This is a genomic window from Neorhizobium huautlense (genome assembly GCF_030811685.1).
GTDB lineage: Bacteria > Pseudomonadota > Alphaproteobacteria > Rhizobiales > Rhizobiaceae > Neorhizobium > Neorhizobium huautlense_A.
This window is the reverse complement of sequence record NZ_JAUSRF010000033.1, coordinates 1-18,123: the sequence shown is the minus strand read 5'-3', so window position 1 is coordinate 18,123 and position 18,123 is coordinate 1. Positions and strand designations below refer to the sequence as shown.

Below are 18,123 nucleotides of genomic sequence, written 5' to 3'. Positions count from 1 at the left end.
TGGTTGGCGGTCTGGTAGGCGACAGGTCTCCTGTTCAGCTGACGCAGAAAAGCAGTCGATTGCCCGCCGAGATGCCTGAACGTGGGCGCCAAACAAACAGCATCTCATCGAATTCACGGATTTGATTGAGCTTGACCATCGAGAACTGAAAAAGCCTCACAAGCTGAAAAACGCTTCTCAACAATGACCAAAACGCGGACGAAACCGACTTACCCGGTTTTCCGCCCGAAAACGCCCAGAAAGACAGCACCCAATATCCCGGAAACAGCAGATCCCAGAAGGATGCCGATTTTTACATGATCCTGCACTGTCGGGTCATCGAAGGCCAGCAACCCGATAAACAGGCTCATCGTGAAACCGATACCGCAGAGAAACGCTGTTCCGGTCATCTGTCCCCAGTTGGCTTTGGCGGGCAGATCCGCAAATCCGAGCTTCACAAGCACCGCGACGGTTCCAAGAACGCCGACAATCTTGCCCAACAGCAATCCGGTGGCCACGCCCATCGTCAAAGGCTCGGAAAAAACACCCATCGAAAGGCCTGCAAGCGATACTCCAGCATTGGCGAAGCCGAAAATCGGGACGATGATGAAAGCGACCGGCTTGTGAAGAAAATGCTCGAGCCGGTGAAGCGGCGATTCCGCATGTGTCGCTTCCGGCGTGCCGGGCGTCAGTTTTAGCGGAATGGTCAGGGCAAGCATGACACCGGCCAATGTCGCATGAATGCCGGAGGCAAAGACCAGCACCCAGAGGACGGCACCCATCACCAGATAGGGCCAAAGCACCTTGACCTTCATCCGATTGAACAGAAGGAGATTGCCAAGCACGAGCGCGGCACCGCCGAGCGCCAGAAGATTGAGATCCGACGTATAGAATAGCGCGATGACGACAACGGCCCCCAAATCGTCGATGATCGCCAGCGCTGCCAGGAAGATTTTCAGCGAGGCAGGCACGCGGGATCCGAACAAGGACAAGACGCCTAGTGCAAAGGCGATGTCGGTTGCTGTCGGAATTGCCCAACCGCGAAGGGCCATCGGGTTTTCCCAATTGATCCAGACATAAAAAAGCGCCGGAAACACCATGCCGCCAGCCGCCGCGGCACCAGGCAGAATGCGGCGGCTCCAGGTCGACAGCTGGCCGTCTAGCATCTCACGCTTGATTTCGAGGCCAACCAGCAGGAAGAACACTGCCATTAACGCATCATTGATCCAGTGCTGCAGGCTCAAAGGCCCGAGATAAATGTGCAAGGCATGAAAATAACTTTCCGCCATCGGCGAGTTCGCGGTCACGAGTGCCAGTACGGCGACGATCATCAGGACGATACCGCCTGAAGCGCCACTATTGAGAAAATCGCGGAGGGTGGATCGAATGCGGCCCGGATTGTTTGTCGAAGACATGGGTTCGCGCTCCCTGGTTGGAAGGTTGATCAAAGTCTCCGTGGATTTCGGGAAAACCCGCAGCACCGCAGCACGCGCTATTTGTGCAATTAGAGCAGCAAAGCCCAGATATCCAGCTCTTCGGGTTCTGGGCGGCATTAAGGGTGATCACGATCAGTTTAATGCAAACCGCTCTTCTTCACGAAGAACCGCTTTATCTCGCGAAACGCGAAGCCTTTCGATGGAATCCTTGCGACCTTCGCCTCCTATCCACGGGCCGCGGAGAAATCATTCGACGATACCAGATCGACAGGAGAGAGCCTGCATTTCCATGATCGGAACAATTTCCCAGCATCTTTCCAAATCGCTCAAGTTGTTATCCCTACATGCTTCAAGTATCACCCGTCTGCTTTGATTTGATGATCGTCATGCCGGTGCCCCCGCCTTCCAATATTACACTCTCGACTGTACGATCATCTGTCATTTTTTGTCAGTTCCTGGCATGCGCGCAGATTTATCTTTGCGCAAGGGTTGACTGGCACGCCACGAGAGGCATGCTTTTGGGAGAACTTCAAACGCCGAAAGGACGTTATGCCTCTCCGGAATGCCGCTGCCAGCCTGCTTTTCTTGCTGATCCTGATCTTCTCTCCCACCCTGTCGGTTGCGCAGGAAGCGTCACCGCCCTCTGCGAAACCTTCAAGCAGCATCGATGAGCTTATTCGCATCCTGGAGAATGACGAGGCCCGCAACGCGCTTCTGACGCGGTTGAAAAGCGAGGTTTCGACCGATCAGGCCAAGGCGCCACCGCCGGAAGATCAGACGATTGCCACGCAGATCGCCGAGCATACTCGTGCCGCAGCCGAGCAGATCATGGAAGGCGGCGCCGCGATCTGGAGCGGCGTGGCGGCCGTGGCGACGGTTTTCTCCGGTTCCGGCACGGTGGATTACGGCGTCCTTCAGACACTTGTCCTCAATGTCGTCCTTGTCGGGGCCAGCCTGTTTGCATCCTTTTTCGTGTTGCGGATGCTGGCTTATGTCCTGCAACGCAGTCTGGACCGGCGCGCCGCCGGCCGCCCATGGCCGCTGCGGATCATCCTGACCGCCATTTCGACAATCACCGACATCGTGACGGTCGCGTTGGCCTGGAGTGCAGGGTATCTGATCGCCTTGCAGGTTATCGGCGCCGGAAGCGGTCGCATGGACATCAACCAGACATTGCTGCTGAACGCCTTCCTGATGGTGGAAATGCTGAAGGTCGCCATGCGTTTTGCGCTGCAGCCGCGCTTGCCGGCCCTTCGGCTTCTGTCGATCTCGGACACAACTGCAGCATACTGGTATTTCTGGCTGGCGCGCGCCATCTCGCTTGTCGGCTACACATTCATGTTCGCGGCTCCTGTCATCGCAACGAACGTTTCAGATACAGCCGCTCAGGCCATCCGCGTGCTGGTCATGCTGACGGCGCTCGTCATTGCAATCATCGTCATTCTCCAGAACCGCGATCGGGTGCGGCGCGTCCTGTCCTCCCGCGCATCGAATGGCCGCGGGGACTTTATCAGCCGCAGTGGTGCGTTTCTCGCCGGCATCTGGCATATGCTGGCGATTGCCTATCTCGTCGCCGCCTTCGTGGTCTGGCTGGTCAACCCGATGGCGGCACTGCCCTTCATGATTTCGGCGACGCTCAAATCCGTGGCTGCGGTCATCGTCGGCGGACTGGTGATCGCCTTTATTGGTCGCTTCGCCAATGCCGGTCTGCGGCTTCCCGATGATTTGAGGCTTCGTTTGCCGGCGCTCGAAGGACGGCTGAAGGCTTTTGTGCCGCGCGTGATGCAGGTCATTCGCACCGTCGTCACGATAGGCGTGGTGATTGCCATCGCCCAGGCATGGGGACTGATCGATTTTCTCGGCTGGTTGTCTTCCGAAGCCGGCCAGCGCATCAGCGGATCGGCCATTGCAGCGTTGATCATTCTTTTGCTGGGGTTTGTCGCCTATCTCGCCGTATCGTCCTGGGTCGAGTACCGGCTCAATCCCGAATTCGGCTCGGTCCCGACCAGCCGGGAAAAGACCCTGCTGTCGCTGTTCCGAAACGCATTCACCATCGCGCTTGTGGTTCTGGTTTCCATGCTGGCGCTGGCGCAGATCGGCGTCAATATCGCACCGTTGCTGGCCGGTGCCGGCGTGCTTGGTCTCGCCATCGGTTTTGGCGCGCAAAAGCTGGTGCAGGACATCATCACCGGCGTCTTCATCCAGCTTGAAAACGTCATGAACGAAGGTGACGTCGTGGCCCTTGGCAGCGTCAGTGGCGTCGTCGAGAAACTGACCATCCGTTCCGTGTCGATCCGTTCACTCGATGGTACGCTGCACCTCATTCCCTTCTCGTCGGTCGATACCGTCTCCAATCTCGTCAAGGATTTCGGCTACCACGTCGCCGAAATCCGCGTTGCTTATCGCGAAAAGATCGCGGAGGTGAAGGAAGCCATGCAGGAAGCCTTCGACCTGCTCATGCAGACCGAATGGGGCGACCAGATCATCGACAAGCTCGACATGCATGGTGTCACGTCGCTGGGAGAAAGCGCCGTTGTCGTGCGAGCCCGTATCAAAACGGTGGCAGGCGGGCATTGGGGTGCCGGGCGTGCCTATAACGAACTCGTCAAGCAGGTTTTCGACCGCCGCGGCATCGAAATCCCCTACCCGCATGTCACACTTTACAAGGGTGACGAGAAAGCCGGCAGGTCGCCTCCGCTTCAGCTTGAAGGCGCACCACAGTCAACCTGATCATGGCTCACGCCCTGTCGCATTTCCGCACCGTCATAGGCGCGTCCGGACGGCGCGGACGGCAATATTCACCAAGCCGCAGAAGATCCGTTACCGGGAGGTGGACTTTGCATGACTGCTGCCTAATTTGCACGATATCCCAATGAGATGACGCCCATCGGCGGGGCCACATCATTTCCACGCACGAAACATGAAAGACGATTATCGATCATGAAAAGCTTCATCATCAATCCACCGGTCTTTTATGGCTCCATCATCGTCATTGGTCTTTTTCTGGCTGTCGGCGTCGTCCTTCCCGGCCAGGCGGGATCGCTGTTCGGCGCGGTCCAGACCTACATTCTCGGCGCGTTCGGCTGGTTCTACCTTCTTTCGGTCGGCATCTTCCTGATTTCCGTTCTCCTGCTCTGCTTCGGAAGGTTCGGCCAATTGAAACTCGGGCCTGACGATTCCGTGCCCGATTTTCGTTTCGTCTCATGGATTGCCATGCTCTTTGCCGCCGGCATGGGCATCGGGCTGATGTTTTACGCGGTCGGGGAGCCGATGACGCATTTCATGGCGCCGCCCACCGCAGAGCCGCGTTCCGTCGAAGCCATGCGTGAGTCGATGACGGTGACCTTCTTTCACTGGGGCATTCATGCCTGGGCCATCTATGCCGTGGTCGGCCTGTCGCTTGCCTATTTCGGGTATCGCTACAATCTGCCGCTGACGATCCGGTCGGGACTTTACCCGCTCCTGAAGAGCCGCATCGATGGACCGATTGGCCATGCGGTGGATATTTTCGCGATCGTCGGCACCATGTTCGGCATAGCCACCTCGCTCGGCGTCGGCGTTGCCCAGATCAATGCCGGCCTCAACCACCTTCTTGGCGTCCCGATCGGCATTGAAGTGCAGCTGCCGCTGATCGCCGTCGTAACCGCAATGGCCACCGTTTCCGTGGTCACTGGCCTCGACAAGGGTGTGCGCATCCTGTCTGAAACGAACCTGATCGTCGCCATCCTGCTGATGGTGTTCGTTCTCGTCGTCGGCCCGACAAGCCAGCTATTCCGCGATTTCGTGCAGAACCTCGGCCTGTATTTCGATACGCTCGTTCTGCGCACCTTCAACATCTACGCTTACGAACCGACCCCCTGGATCGATAGCTGGACCCTGTTCTACTGGGCCTGGTGGATTTCATGGTCGCCGTTCGTGGGCATGTTCATCGCCCGCATTTCGCGCGGCCGAACGGTTCGCGAATTCGTCACCGCCGTGCTTTTCATTCCGGCCGGTTTCACGTTCTTCTGGATGACGGTGTTCGGCAATACGGCGATGTTCATCGATACGGGTGTTGCGGCCGGTGCGCTGGGAACCGCGATTGCCGACGACGTTTCCGTCGGGCTGTTCAGGTTTTTCGAATACCTTCCCCTGCCCGCGATCACATCGACGCTCGCCGTCATACTGGTGTCGATCTTCTTCATCACCTCGGCGGATTCCGGCGCACTCGTGGTGGATTCTATTGCCGCCGGCGGCGAGACGCAGACCACGACCGGCCAGCGTGTCTTCTGGTGCGCCATGGAGGGTGTTGTGGCGGGTTGCCTGCTTCTCGCGGGCGGCCTGACGGCACTGCAATCTGCGACGGTCGCCAGCGCTCTGCCGTTTGCGGTGGTGATGCTGGCGCTTGTCCTGTCTCTTTATCTCGGCATGCGCGAGGATCTGGCCCAGCGGGAAGCGCATGGGCAAAACCAGCTGCCCGCCGCACAACCGGCCTCCGGCCAGACATGGCAACGTCGCCTCGCGCTGATGCTGACGGATGCGACGGAAAAGGATGTCAGGCGCTTTATCGACGCACAGGTGCGACCGGCACTCGACCAGGTGGCTGCGGAACTGAGTGCAAAGGGGCGACAATCGGAGGTCGTCGAAGAGGCGGACGGCGCTATCGCCCTACGGTCTCCGGCAGAAGGTGTCCGCGATTTCGTTTATGGTGTGACGCTGACCAACCACCGGGTCGCAAGCTTTACCCCCGTGCGGGCCGGAGAAGCCGAGTTCCGATATGAAGCCCGAACCTATTTCTCAAGCGGAAACCGGGGTTATGACGTGATGGGAATGACGCGAGAGCAGTTGATCAGCGATGTTCTGGCGCAATTCGAACGTTACCTGCATCTCGTCCATTCGCCCGAATTGCAGCTCGTGCACGGCGCGCCGGAACATCAGTCCGGCGTTTGATGCGCGATGATGGCCGGCGTCCGGCTGGCCATCTTTCGATACTGTTGTCAGAGTTTGCAGAAACGGCGCGGCTCACGCGCCGTTTTTTCGTGGATTACTGCCGGAAAAAGACCAGTGTCACCAACGCAAACACCGGCACAAGGATACCGACGGACCAGGCCATATAACCGAAAAAGCTCGGCATCTTCACGCCGGCGCTTTCGGCAATTGCCTTCACCATGAAATTCGGCGCATTGCCGATATAGCTGTTGGCGCCCATGAACACCGCACCGCAGGAGATCGCGACAAGTGTTCTGGCCAGCGGCCCCATCAGCTCGACGGGATCACCGCCCGCCAGATTGAAAAAGACGAGGTAGGTCGGCGCATTGTCGAGGAAGGACGATAGGATGCCGGTCATCCAGAAATACATGGCATTGATCGGCGCGCCATCCGGCGTGGTGACCAGTGCCACCAGAGGTGCGAAAGCACCGTTTTCCGCCGCCTTCAGCATGGCGATGACCGGGATGATGGTGACGAAGATCGCGGCAAACAGCTTGCCGACTTCCAGCATCGGCCCCCACTCAAAACTGTTTTTCTCGCGAAGTCCCGATGGCGTGAGGATCAGCGAGGCGATAGCGGCGGCGATCAGGACGATATCCCGGACGATATTCTGCAATTCCAGCGGCAACCCGAAGACGGGGAAGGATATGCCAGGCTTCCACGAGCCCGAGACCAGAACCGCACCGACGACGACCAGCAAAAGGGCAAAGTTGATCTTGCCCGAAACGCCCATCTCCTTGGTGTCCGGCGTCGGATCGACGCAATCTTTGAAATCACTGTCGCCCTTGTAGAGATAGCTGTCGACCACCCAGAACAGGGCGAGCAGTATCAGAACAGCGAAGCCCATTTCCGCCAGCATATGCGATGCCGTCCAGAAGAAACTGACGCCGCGCAGGTAACCGAGGAAAAGTGGCGGATCGCCCAGCGGCGTCAGCGAACCGCCGATATTGGACACGAGAAAGATAAAGAAGATCACGACGTGAACATTGTGGCGGCGCCCGTCATTGGCGCGCAGCAGCGGCCGGATCAGCACCATGGATGCGCCGGTCGTGCCGATCACCGAGGCCAGCAGCGTTCCGACAGCGAGAAAAGCAACGTTGAGACGCGGCGATCCGTGCAGGTTGCCGGTGACCAGAATACCGCCGGCAATCGTGAACAGCGCAGTGAGGAGAATGACGAAAGGCACATAATCCAGAAGGATCGCATGCGTCATTTCCGAGGCGACGATGCCGGTGGCATGCGTGGCCGCGAAAGGCACGATGAAGGCCAACGCCCAAAAAGCGGCAACCTTGCCGAAATGGTGATGCCAGAATGCCGGTGCCAGCAATGGGGCAAGCGCGATGGACAGCAGAATGCCGACAAAGGGAAGTGCCCAGATAGGGCCGAGCGCACTGCCATCCAGCGCCACATGGTTATCCACGGCAAATGCAGGGGTCGAAATGAACGCCAGCATCAGGGCGGACAAAACTCCCGCCGAATGACATGCCGAAATTCGACGGTTTTTGCCAATGAAATTCACGGGGATCCTCCATCCGCCGGTTTCCGTGCGGGAAACGGACGGCAATGCTATCGTCGAACATGGCTGATACCGCAGGTGCTCTTGCGGATAAATGTCTTTTCTTTCAGGCAGGCGTCGGACTTTGTCGATGTATCCCGGCCGTGAGATCCTCGAAGAGAGCATTGCCAGCAGCGAGGCTGGCAATGCTTTCAGCTTCTATCGTATCAATCCTGCCGCCTCAGGCAGCATCAACGCGCCGGGAATGAAGCCGATCAGGGCTTTTGCGAAGTTGATCAGTCGCCGCGCTATGCCGTCATTGGTCATGATGATGCCGGCAAGGACGAAGAAGGGAATCGCCAGCAGGGAAAAGCTGTTGACGCCACTGAAGATGCGCTGGGCCGCGGTGATCGCCATTCTGTCGAAGGTGAAGATCGTGGGCGTCATGAAGGCAGCGGTACCGAGCGCCATCTTCAGTATCTGGCACAATATCTCAGGCGCCTTGCTGGCAAACTGGTTCTCTGGAAGGGTCGATGACGAACAGGTGCGCGCTCCCGCAACCGAGGCGAAATAAGGCGCAAGCAATCGGCTATGGAGCGACGAGAATTGCTCCGTAGCCGATCGCGCAAAAAAATCAGACCAAATCAGGCTGCCGTTTCTTTTCTATCCAAGGCCCGGCGGTTGCGGATAGCCGCCGCGACAAATATCCGCGACAAACCGTGGTAAAGCGGTTCCGCGCACAAGATCCGTGATGTCACATAACCGAGCATCGATACCGCCATGATCGAAATGACCGCCTTGTGATCGCCTGTCATTTCCAGAATGATGACGAATGCCGTCATCGGCGCCTGCACGACACCGGAAAAGAAACCCGCCATGCCGAGGATGGCTGCCAGCGTTATGCTTGTGCCCAGAAGCGAGCCGATGGTGCTGCCGAAACCTGCGCCAACGGAGAGCGATGGCGCAAAGATGCCGCCTGGAATTCCCGATAGCATCGAAAGAAAACTGGCGCCGAGTTTCTCGACGAAGAACATCATCGGCAGGGCATTGCCGTCGACGGCCGCTCTCGCCTGCTCGTAGCCTGTTCCGTACGTCGCGCCGCCCGAAACCATCCCGATCAATGCAATCGCCAATCCACACATGCCGGCAAGCGAAACCATCCTTTTCAAAGGACGTGGCTGCGCCCAGCGCCGCACCTTTGCCCCGAAATGCTGAGCGGACGCGCTGAACCCGGCACCGAGCGCCCCTCCTCCCACCCCGCAAATGAGGACAAGAACCCAGTCCCTCATACCGGCAGGCGCTGCGGATGCTTCGCCGAAATAATTGTAGCTCCCCGCCAGTCCAAGTGCCGCAAGTCCTGAAAGAATGACGGCCGTCAGCACGACACCATTGGCCCGTGACTCATATGTCCTGCTCATTTCCTCGATAGCGAAGACAATGCCTGCAAGCGGTGTGTTGAAGGCCGCAGCAATTCCCGCGGCGGATCCGGCAAGGATAAGCCCGCGCGCCTGTGCCATGCCGCCGAAGCGTGCGACGGCCAGCATGATCGAGGCACCAACCTGTACCGTTGGCCCTTCGCGCCCGATGGAAGCGCCCGAGGCGAGGCCGAGCACCGTCAGAACGATTTTTCCCAAGGCGATCTTCAAGGACAGCAATGTCGACCGTTCCTTGTCGTCGCGCAGATGTCTTGCAGCGATGGCTTGCGGTATGCCGCTGCCTTGCGAATTGGGAAAGAGCACTGCCGCAAGATAAGCCGACACCATGAAGCCGGCAGGCGTCAGGACCAAGGGGACCAGGAACATATATGGGCCTGACGATCTCAGGCTTTCAAAACCGTGCTGCGCCAGATCGGCAAGCTCTGCAAATGCAACGCTGATGATGCCGATGGCCAAAGCGCCGAACCAGAATACCACGCGCGGTTTCCAGACCGACAACGATCCCCAAAGGACACGGGATCGGCGATGCAGCTTGAAGCTTCGATAACGGACAGGCATGGACAGGCTCGCATTGGGGATGATGCGCCTTTCCTATGCCTGCTTGGACCGCGTGTCACGTCATTCGCACGGAACAATGGATTGACCGCAGGCGTGCGGCCAAGCTGACTTTACTGTCGTTCCTGCACGAAATATTGGGAAACAACTTGAGGTTTCTCAAAATCCTTGCCCTTATGGCCACAGGTCATGCGTGGAGGAGACGCCATGAATCTCAGGCATCAGATCATCGCGCTGACGGTCATACCGCTCATCGTCGCCATCTTGACGGTGACGACGTTCATTACCCTGCAATCGGCCAATTTGATCGGCAGCAGTATCGGCACCTTCGAGCGCAACATGCTCAAGGCCAAGGAAACCGAATTGCTGAACATGACCAACCTTGCGCTGTCGGCCATTCAGGGCATCTATCAGGCGGCCGGCCCGGATGACGAGGCGGCCAAGGAAAAGGTTCGCGAGATCCTGACCTCTCTTGATTACGGGCAGGACGGCTATTTCTTCGCCTATGACTATGACGGCAACAATATCGTCCATCCAAGGCAGACCTATCGGCCCGGCCGCAACTGGCTGGACCTCACCGATCCCGACGGCGATCACGTCATCGCCAATCTGATCGACAAGGCCAAAGCGGGGGGCGGCCTGCACCAGTACAAATGGCAAAAACCCTCCTCCGGCGAAATGGCCGACAAGCTTTCCTTTGCCGTCGGCCTCGACAAATGGAAGTGGATGCTGGGAACCGGCGTTTATCTCGATGACGTCTTTTTGCAGACCGCGGCGGCGAAAGCCGACCTTCGCGCCAACATCCGCAGGACATTCACCGTCGTGGCGCTGACGGCACTGCCCTCGGTGCTTCTCGTGTTTGCGGCCTGCATTCTGGTGACGCTGCGCGAGCGGCGGATGGCGGACGGCAAGCTGAAGGAACTGACCAAGCGCATTATCGGCGCGCAGGAACAGGAACGCGCCCGGCTCGCCCGCGAACTGCATGACGGCATCTCGCAAAACCTCGTCGGCGTGCGCTACGCCATCGATCTCGCCAGCCGCAAGGTGAAAAGCGGCAGCAACGATGCGGCTCAGGCCATCGACAAGGGCGCTGATGCGCTGAACGGCGCGATCAAGGAAGTGCGTCGGCTTTCGCATGACCTTCGCCCCAGAGCGCTGGACGATCTCGGACTTTCTGCGGCGTTGCAGGCATTACTGTCTGACTTCACCGAGAGAACAGGTATTGCCATGTCGCTCGATGCCGCGCCTTTCCGCGACACGCTCAAACCGGAAGCGGCAACGGCGCTTTACCGTGTGGCGCAGGAGGCCTTGCACAACATCGAAAAACATTCCGGGGCCTCGCGCGGCGAGATCAAGGTCTGGACGGTTGCCGGGCGTGTGCGCATGACAGTGTCCGACAATGGCCACGGCTTCGAAAAAAGCGCCAAACGCAGCGCTACAAGCGAGGGTGGCCTCGGCATCCGCAACATGCAGGAGCGCATGGCACATTTCGGCGGTGTCCTGCTGATCCGCTCGGCGGATGACGGCACGACGCTGACGGCGATGTTGCCAAGATCGGCGTCGCTCACCGCCATCAGGACGAAGGACGCGGCATGACCATCCGCGTGCTTCTCATCGACAATCATCCGCTCGTCCTGGAAGGACTGGAGGCGCTGCTTCGCACCTTCGAGCATATCGAGGTCGTCGGCACGGCGGGCACCGCGCGCGCGGGACTTGAACGGGCTGTGCAGGCCCGACCCGATGTCGTGCTGATGGATATCAACATGCCGCAGATGAGTGGGATCGAGGCAATCGAGCTTTTTCGCGAAAACCTGCCGCAGACGAAAATCCTGATGCTGTCCATGCATGACAGCAGGGAATATATCTCCACCTCGGTTCTGCATGGCGCGTCCGGTTACATCCTCAAGGACGTTTCCACGGACGAGATCGTGTCGGCCATCGAGGCGGTCGCGGCCGGAGGAACCTATTTTTCATCCGGCGTCTCCGACGTACTTCTCGAAAAGAAGGGCAATGCCGCATCGTCTTTGCTGACGACGCGCGAGCACGATGTCCTGCTTCTGATCGCCAGCGGTCACAGCAACCGCGATATCGCGCAGGCGCTGGCGATTTCCGAGGCGACCGCCGAAACGCACCGCAAGAAGGTCAAGAAAAAGCTCGGCATTACCACAACGGCAGGGCTCGTCCGCTTCGCGATCGACAACGGTCTGGCGTCGGCTGAGCCGGACATACCCACTACTGGGTAGGGACGGTAATTTAGGGCTGACGCATTCTTGTCGCCGTGGCGAGGCGGCGATAGCAATTGCTGGATGGCAGGCCTTCGGTCGGCTGTCATGGGGAGGAGAAAATATGACCGCATTCCTGAGCGTGTCGCGTGCGATAGACGCGATGAATACCCTATTGGGCAAAGCCGTTTCCTGGCTGCTTCTGGCCGCCGTACTGATCAGCGCCATCAACGCGGTCACCCGCAAGCTTTTCAACCTCAGCTCGAATGCGTGGCTCGAGGCACAATGGTACCTGTTTTCGGCTGCCTTTTTGCTGGCTGCCGCGTGGACCCTGCTCAGCAGCGAACACGTCAAGGTCGATCTGGTTTACGGCCAGCTCTCGCGGCGCAAGCAGCTCTGGATCGAGGTTTTCGGTACGATCTTCTTCCTGCTGCCATTCTGCCTGATCACCATCTACCTGTCCTGGCCGATCGTGCTTTCAAAGTTCCAGAGCGGCGAAGTCTCCAACAACACGGGCGGCCTCGTTTTGTGGCCTGTCTGGGCGATGATTCCTCTGGGCTTCGGTTTCCTGGCTCTTCAGGGCCTGTCGGAACTGATCAAGCGCATCGCCATCCTTCGCGGCGCCATGCCCGATGCCGTGGCGCTTGCCGACGCCGAAGCAAAAACGCTCTAGAGCCAGCAGGATACGTTCACATGTTTGCATTTTTCGCGGAAAATCTCGCGCCGATCATGTTCCTGTCGCTGATCGTCGTCTTGCTGCTCGGTTATCCCGTCGCCTTCGCGCTGGCCTTTGTCGGCTTCGTGTTCGGTTTTATCGGCATCGAGATGGGGCTTTTGCCCATCAACCTGTTCGGCGCCATACCCGACCGCATTTTTGGGCAGATGTCGAACGAGACGCTGCTCGCCATCCCGTTCTTCACCTTCATGGGTCTGATCCTTGAACGAAGCGGCATGGCCGAGGACCTGCTCGACACGATCGGCCAATTGTTCGGCCCGATCCGCGGTGGTCTTGCCTTTGCCGTCATCTTCGTGGGCGCCATTCTTGCCGCGACCACCGGTGTCGTTGCCGCATCCGTCATCTCGATGGGGCTGATCTCGCTGCCGATCATGCTGCGTTACGGTTATGATCGCCGTGTGGCCGCCGGTACGATCGCCGCTTCGGGTACGCTTGCGCAAATCATCCCGCCGAGCCTCGTGCTGATCATTCTCGCAGACCAGCTCGGCCGCTCGGTCGGCGATATGTACAAGGGCGCGCTCGTTCCCGGCCTTCTTCTGGTGGCGGCTTATGCCGGCTACATCATCCTGATGTCTTTCCTACAGCCCGCCAGCGTTCCGGCCTTGCCGCCGCAGGCGCGCACGCTGCGTGGCTGGAAGCTGCTCGGCAAGGTCATCACCTCGCTGGTGCCGCCGCTGGTGCTGATTTTCCTCGTGCTCGGCACGATCTTCATCGGCGTGGCAACGCCGACCGAAGGCGGTGCGATGGGTGCCGTCGGCGCGCTGGTTCTCGCCGCCATGAACCGCAAGCTCAATCTGGCGATGATCCAGTCGGCACTTTACGCCACAGCGAAGCTGTCATCCTTCGTGATCTTCATCCTGCTCGGCGCGCGCGTCTTCTCGCTGACCTTCTACGGCGTCAACGGCCATGTCTGGGTCGAACACCTGATGACCTCGATTCCGGGTGGCGAAATCGGCTTCCTGATCGTTGCCAATCTTCTGGTGTTTTTTCTGGCCTTCTTCCTCGATTATTTCGAACTGGCCTTCATCATCATCCCGTTGCTCGCACCAGTCGCCGATGCGCTCGGCATCGACCTGATCTGGTTCGGCGTGATGCTTGCCATCAACATGCAGACCTCGTTCATGCATCCGCCCTTCGGTTTCTCGCTGTTCTATCTCAGATCCGTGGCGCCGACACGCGCCTACAGGGACCGCATAACCGGGGCGACGATCCAGCCTGTAACGTCGGGGCAGATCTACATGGGTTCCCTGCCCTACCTTGCCATCCAGCTGGTCATGGTGGCGATCGTCATCACCTTCCCCGGCCTAGTGACCCACTACAAATCGGGCAGCGTCGCCGTCGATCCATCGACCATCGAACTCAACGTGCCGATGCCCGGCGCCGGTGGCGAAAACCCCTTTGGCACGCCGACCCAACCGTTCGGCGCACCCGAGCCCTCTTCCGGCGATGCCGCGGCCCCAACCTTCGGCAGCCCGACGCCCGGTTTCGGTTCCCCGACCCCAAGTTTCGGGACACCATCGGAAACACCGCCACAACAGAACCCATGATCTTCGACCGCATCACACACGGTCGCCACATATCAACCTTGAGGAGGAGGACACCATGACGGACAGGATCAACAGACGAAACTTTCTGACGAAAGGCGCCATCGGCGGTGCGGCAACCGTTGCCGGCGCGGCGTTGGCCGCCCCGGCCGTGGCGCAGGAACTGCCGACCATCAAATGGCGCCTGACGTCGGGCTTCCCGAACAACCTCGACACGATCTATGGCGGCGCCGTGGTCATGTCACAGGCGCTATCGAAGATCACCGGCGGAAAGTTCGAAATCCAGGTGTTTCAGGCAGGCGAAATCGTGCCCGGCCCGCAGGCCATCGATGCCGTGAAGGCCAATACGGTGGAAATCGCCCATACCTGCGGTTATTATTTCACCGGCAAGGATCCGACATTCGCAATCGGTTCGACCATTCCTTTCGGCCTCAATGGTCGCCAGCAGAATGCCTGGCTGTATCATGGCGGCGGCAACGAGGCCTATAACGAGTTCCTGGCCGATTACGGCGTGATCGGCGTGCCCGGTGGCGCGACCGGTGCCCAGATGGGCGGCTGGTTCCGCAAGGAAATCAAGGGCCTTGCTGACCTCAAGGGCGTCAAGATGCGCATTGCCGGCGTGGCCGGCGAAGTAATGTCGCGCCTCGGCGTTGTGCCGCAGCAGCTGCCAGGCGGCGATATCTATCCGGCGTTGGAGCGCGGCACGATCGACGCGGCCGAATGGATCGGTCCCTATGACGACGAGCGCCTCGGCTTCTACCAGATCGCGCCGAACTACTATTACCCGGCCTATTGGGAAGGTGGCCTGACCATCCACTTCTTCATCAACAAGGCCCAGTATGAAGGCCTGCCGGATGCCTACAAGGCGGCGCTCGACGCCGCATGCAAGGCCGCCAACATCAACATGCAGGCGCTTTACGACGTCAAGAACACGACGGCGATCCGTTCGCTCGTCGGCAAGGGCGTCAAACTGCGTCCGCTGCCGCGCGACGTGATGGACGCGGCCTACAAGACCACATTCGAGCTTTACGCGGAATACAGCGCCAAGCACCCGGCATGGGCAAAGATCTATCCGGGCTGGAAAAAATTCCGCGACGAGTCCTTCGAATGGTTCCGCGTCGCCGAATACAGCTATGACAGCTATATGTATGCGGCGCAGGCATCGGGAAAGTAAAAGGACTGCAGCGGCTTGAAACCCGCTGTCTGAGATTTCGATATGCTGGGCGCTCGCGAGGAATGTATCTGGGCGCCCAGAACACTTGGTCCCGATGGGATATGAACCGCGTTTTCGCGATTACCCAAGTGTAGGATAAGAAATTAAGTCAGGTACTCCGGTCGCCTAGGCAGTGCCCCATAAACGAGGTTCATCTCGTCGCCGGTGTGTGATTCAATCTCCTTGAAAGGAGATTGCCATGCGCCGTCACGAATTGAGCGACGAAGAATGGGCCGTCATCGCACCACTTCTGCCGACCAATACCCGTGGAATTGAACGTGTTGACGACCGCCGAGTGATCAATGGCATCCTGTGGCGTTTCAGAACCGGATCGTCCTGGCGCGACGTGCCGGAACGTTATGGCCCGCGAACGACGCTCTACAATCGGTTCTCCCGTTGGCGCAAAGCAGGTGTCTGGGATCGCCTTCTGGACGCCGTTTCAAAGCGTTACGACGGCGACATCGTGATGATCGATTCATCCTGTGTCCGCGTTCACCAGCATGGTGCCAACGCTAAAAAGGGGGATCTGCCGATCCTTGCATGGGACGTTCGCGTGGCGGCCTGACAACCAAAATCCACGCACTTGTCGATGCCGACGGTTTGCCGGTTCGCCTGGAATTAACCGCTGGTCAGGCTGCAGATGCGCCCATGGCTGAAAAGCTGCTGAACGACGTTCAGCCCGGAGCAACTATCCTTGCCGACAAGGCATATGACACCGATGCAATTCGTCACTTTGCCAAACAACGCAAATGCTGGGCCAACATCCCCGCAAAGACCAACCGCAAAAAGACCTTCAGCTTCAGTCGATGGGTCTATCGTCAGCGCAATCAGGTAGAACGCTTCTTTAATCGCATCAAACAGATGCGGGGCCTGGTAACCCGATATGACCGACGTGCCGACAACTATCTCGCCGCTCTCAAACTTGCAGCGACGAGGATATGGATCGCATCAGGTAATGAGTCCGCGTCCCATGCGGCCCGGTCCGGCACGGTTTCAGCAATCTCGCCGGTCAGCCGTGAGAAGAGTTCCTGCGATCCCTCCATGCAGATATCTGTCTGATAGGAGCGTCGACCGTCACAGGAACGATGATAACCGAACGTTCCCTGGAAGTCGTTTCACTTAAACGGGCGATGATCGCATCTGCACACAGATCGATCTTGCTTGCTGACAGCTCGAAGTTTACAGTGTCTGCGTTCTGCACCCTATGCGACGTCTCCGAAATGCATGAAATTATCAACGATGTAGGCGTGATGCTGACGCTTATTCCGCGCTCAAAGCGCCGGAGAAGTTCGTCACGCTGGTTTCCCTTGTGGGTCGGATGCGGCATATACGGAAAGTTAAAAGATATTTTCATCTTAGGCATGATATTCGCGCCGGAAGGTCTTGTCCTTTCAATGCCGTCGGTTGCATAACCGCAGGATCAAGCGGTCATGCCGCTTTGAGGCGAGGGGATGCCGAGAACGGCCTCCCCTCGTACGATCGCCATCATTAGTCAGCGGCGAAGTCAGTGGACACCGAGACGGTGCGCCATTGGGAGAGGATGGCAGCGTCTTGCGCGTTCTTCTTCTCGATCGCGGCTACCGTGCGCACCTTTCCGGCAGTCGCTTCGTAGTCGCCGATGATATTGCCTCTGACTGACAAGGACGAGCTGTCGAGGAAATTGGTACGGAAATAGCCCGGCTCGACAATGGTGACATGGATGCCAAGCGGCGCAAGTTCGTCATGCAGGGCTTCGCTCAGCCCCTCGACCGCAAATTTCGTCGAGGTGAATAGCCCCTAGATTTGTAGACGCCTTCTTTCCTAATTTTGAGGCAGGAAGAGCATCATGAGCAGATCGAATTTCAGCGAAGATTTTAAGCGCGACGCGGTGCGTCAGATCACGGAGCGAGGCTATCCGGTTGCGGAGGTTTCTCAGCGCCGCGGTGTGAACCAGCATTCCCTGTATGAGTGGAAGAAGAAGTTCGCGTCGTCGAAGGTGACCTGAGCCCCTGAACTTCCTCCAGATTTTGGTAGAGTCCGTCGTATCAAGGAGACGGACGGAATGAAGTATTCACGGTTCACGGACGAGCAGATTATCGGGATATTGAAAGAGCAGGAAAGCGGCCTGAAGACGGCCGATGTCTGCCGCAAGCACGGGATATCCGAAGCGACCTTCTACAAATGCAAGTCGAAGTTCGGCGGCACGGAGGTGTCCGATGCCCGCAAGCTGAAAGCTCTGGAAGACGAGAACGCCAAGCTGAAGAAACTGCTGGCGGAGACGATGCTGGATAATGCCATTTTGAAGGATGTTGCTTCAAAAAAGTGGTGACGCCCGATGTGAAGCGGGACGCTGTGGCTCATGTCTGCAAACAACATGGGGTGAGCCAGCGTCGGGCGTGTAAGATTTTGTCCGTTGATCGGTCGAGTGTGTTTCGGCGTGGAATATTGACCCCTCTGGCGGGTTGATCGGCGTCCAATATTGGGTCTGACTCATTCTCGATGATGTTTCGGATTCTACTGGCCTGGTTTCCAATGGAGAATCAGCGCCATGCGAGCCCAT

Annotated in this window: 12 protein-coding genes and 5 pseudogenes; 12 read left to right on the top strand and 5 right to left on the bottom strand. The window is 58.5% G+C overall.

Annotated elements, in window-relative coordinates; translation table 11 throughout:
* Window positions 1-209: 209 nt before the first annotated feature.
* Window positions 210-1,394 (bottom strand): Na+/H+ antiporter NhaA, encoded by a 1,185-nt coding sequence (nhaA, locus tag J2T09_RS26960; protein ID WP_306840170.1) that lies wholly within the window; start codon window positions 1,392-1,394, stop codon window positions 210-212.
* A 570-nt stretch (window positions 1,395-1,964) separates the two neighbouring features.
* Here nhaA and J2T09_RS26955 point away from each other — a divergent pair.
* Both J2T09_RS26955 and J2T09_RS26950 read left to right on the top strand, forming a co-directional pair.
* A complete protein-coding gene (locus tag J2T09_RS26955; protein WP_306840169.1) occupies window positions 1,965-4,145 on the top strand; it encodes a mechanosensitive ion channel domain-containing protein in 2,181 nt (726 codons plus the stop codon).
* A 210-nt stretch (window positions 4,146-4,355) separates the two neighbouring features.
* The gene (locus J2T09_RS26950) at window positions 4,356-6,344 is read left to right on the top strand and encodes a BCCT family transporter (RefSeq protein ID WP_306840168.1); all 1,989 of its coding nucleotides are present in this window, start codon (window positions 4,356-4,358) and stop codon (window positions 6,342-6,344) included.
* A 94-nt stretch (window positions 6,345-6,438) separates the two neighbouring features.
* On the opposite strand, the gene J2T09_RS26945 is transcribed toward J2T09_RS26950, so the two are convergent.
* On the bottom strand, window positions 6,439-7,836 hold the full coding sequence (locus tag J2T09_RS26945) for a sodium:proton antiporter (protein ID WP_306840167.1): 1,398 nt from the start codon (window positions 7,834-7,836) through the stop codon (window positions 6,439-6,441).
* A gap of 261 nt (window positions 7,837-8,097) precedes the next feature.
* Entirely contained in the window at window positions 8,098-8,325 is a 228-nt protein-coding gene (locus J2T09_RS27690) for a TRAP transporter large permease subunit (protein WP_373458664.1), read from the bottom strand.
* A 4-nt stretch (window positions 8,326-8,329) separates the two neighbouring features.
* Between J2T09_RS27690 and J2T09_RS26940 the strand changes: the two are divergent.
* A pseudogene (locus tag J2T09_RS26940) lies at window positions 8,330-8,452 on the top strand (bile acid:sodium symporter family protein); the annotation flags it as partial.
* 70 nt (window positions 8,453-8,522) lie between these two features.
* On the opposite strand, the gene J2T09_RS26935 reads toward J2T09_RS26940, so the two are convergent.
* The gene (locus J2T09_RS26935) at window positions 8,523-9,872 is read right to left on the bottom strand and encodes a chloride channel protein (RefSeq protein ID WP_306840166.1); all 1,350 of its coding nucleotides are present in this window, start codon (window positions 9,870-9,872) and stop codon (window positions 8,523-8,525) included.
* A 204-nt stretch (window positions 9,873-10,076) separates the two neighbouring features.
* Here J2T09_RS26935 and J2T09_RS26930 point away from each other — a divergent pair, with 204 nt between their 5' ends.
* The 7 genes and pseudogenes from J2T09_RS26930 to J2T09_RS26900 all read left to right on the top strand — a co-directional run bounded on the left by J2T09_RS26930 (window position 10,077) and on the right by J2T09_RS26900 (window position 16,996).
* On the top strand, window positions 10,077-11,465 hold the full coding sequence (locus J2T09_RS26930; RefSeq protein WP_306840165.1) for a cache domain-containing protein: 1,389 nt from the start codon (window positions 10,077-10,079) through the stop codon (window positions 11,463-11,465).
* Window positions 11,462-12,112, top strand: a complete 651-nt coding sequence (locus J2T09_RS26925; protein ID WP_306840164.1) for a response regulator transcription factor — start codon at window positions 11,462-11,464, stop codon at window positions 12,110-12,112. The genes J2T09_RS26930 and J2T09_RS26925 overlap by 4 nt, the downstream gene beginning before the upstream one ends.
* A gap of 103 nt (window positions 12,113-12,215) precedes the next feature.
* The gene (locus J2T09_RS26920) at window positions 12,216-12,764 is read left to right on the top strand and encodes a TRAP transporter small permease subunit (protein ID WP_306840163.1); all 549 of its coding nucleotides are present in this window, start codon (window positions 12,216-12,218) and stop codon (window positions 12,762-12,764) included.
* 20 nt (window positions 12,765-12,784) lie between these two features.
* Window positions 12,785-14,374: a TRAP transporter large permease gene (locus tag J2T09_RS26915; RefSeq protein WP_306840162.1), complete on the top strand. Its 1,590-nt coding sequence runs from the start codon at window positions 12,785-12,787 to the stop codon at window positions 14,372-14,374.
* A gap of 55 nt (window positions 14,375-14,429) precedes the next feature.
* On the top strand, window positions 14,430-15,545 hold the full coding sequence (locus tag J2T09_RS26910; RefSeq protein WP_306840161.1) for a TRAP transporter substrate-binding protein: 1,116 nt from the start codon (window positions 14,430-14,432) through the stop codon (window positions 15,543-15,545).
* 238 nt (window positions 15,546-15,783) lie between these two features.
* A pseudogene (locus tag J2T09_RS26905) lies at window positions 15,784-16,535 on the top strand (IS5 family transposase); the annotation flags it as partial.
* A gap of 77 nt (window positions 16,536-16,612) precedes the next feature.
* Window positions 16,613-16,996, top strand: a complete 384-nt coding sequence (locus J2T09_RS26900; RefSeq protein WP_306840178.1) for a hypothetical protein — start codon at window positions 16,613-16,615, stop codon at window positions 16,994-16,996.
* A gap of 76 nt (window positions 16,997-17,072) precedes the next feature.
* Here the strand turns inward: J2T09_RS26900 and J2T09_RS26895 are convergent.
* Window positions 17,073-17,360 (bottom strand): annotated as a pseudogene (locus J2T09_RS26895) (SDR family NAD(P)-dependent oxidoreductase); the annotation flags it as partial.
* A gap of 49 nt (window positions 17,361-17,409) precedes the next feature.
* Here J2T09_RS26895 and J2T09_RS26890 point away from each other — a divergent pair.
* Both J2T09_RS26890 and J2T09_RS26885 read left to right on the top strand, forming a co-directional pair.
* A pseudogene (locus J2T09_RS26890) lies at window positions 17,410-17,547 on the top strand (transposase); the annotation flags it as partial.
* Window positions 17,548-17,625: 78 nt separating this feature from the next.
* A pseudogene (locus J2T09_RS26885) lies at window positions 17,626-17,993 on the top strand (transposase); the annotation flags it as partial.
* Window positions 17,994-18,123 lie beyond the last annotated feature (130 nt).

Coding starts and splice junctions, on each gene's coding strand:
- nhaA (WP_306840170.1), bottom strand. CDS start 1,394: ATGTCTTCGACAAACAATCCGGGCCGCATTCGATCCACCCTCCGCGAT.
- J2T09_RS26955 (WP_306840169.1), top strand. CDS start 1,965: ATGCCTCTCCGGAATGCCGCTGCCAGCCTGCTTTTCTTGCTGATCCTG.
- J2T09_RS26950 (WP_306840168.1), top strand. CDS start 4,356: ATGAAAAGCTTCATCATCAATCCACCGGTCTTTTATGGCTCCATCATC.
- J2T09_RS26945 (WP_306840167.1), bottom strand. CDS start 7,836: ATGCTGGCGTTCATTTCGACCCCTGCATTTGCCGTGGATAACCATGTG.
- J2T09_RS27690 (WP_373458664.1), bottom strand. CDS start 8,325: ATGACGCCCACGATCTTCACCTTCGACAGAATGGCGATCACCGCGGCC.
- J2T09_RS26935 (WP_306840166.1), bottom strand. CDS start 9,872: ATGCCTGTCCGTTATCGAAGCTTCAAGCTGCATCGCCGATCCCGTGTC.
- J2T09_RS26930 (WP_306840165.1), top strand. CDS start 10,077: ATGAATCTCAGGCATCAGATCATCGCGCTGACGGTCATACCGCTCATC.
- J2T09_RS26925 (WP_306840164.1), top strand. CDS start 11,462: ATGACCATCCGCGTGCTTCTCATCGACAATCATCCGCTCGTCCTGGAA.
- J2T09_RS26920 (WP_306840163.1), top strand. CDS start 12,216: ATGACCGCATTCCTGAGCGTGTCGCGTGCGATAGACGCGATGAATACC.
- J2T09_RS26915 (WP_306840162.1), top strand. CDS start 12,785: ATGTTTGCATTTTTCGCGGAAAATCTCGCGCCGATCATGTTCCTGTCG.
- J2T09_RS26910 (WP_306840161.1), top strand. CDS start 14,430: ATGACGGACAGGATCAACAGACGAAACTTTCTGACGAAAGGCGCCATC.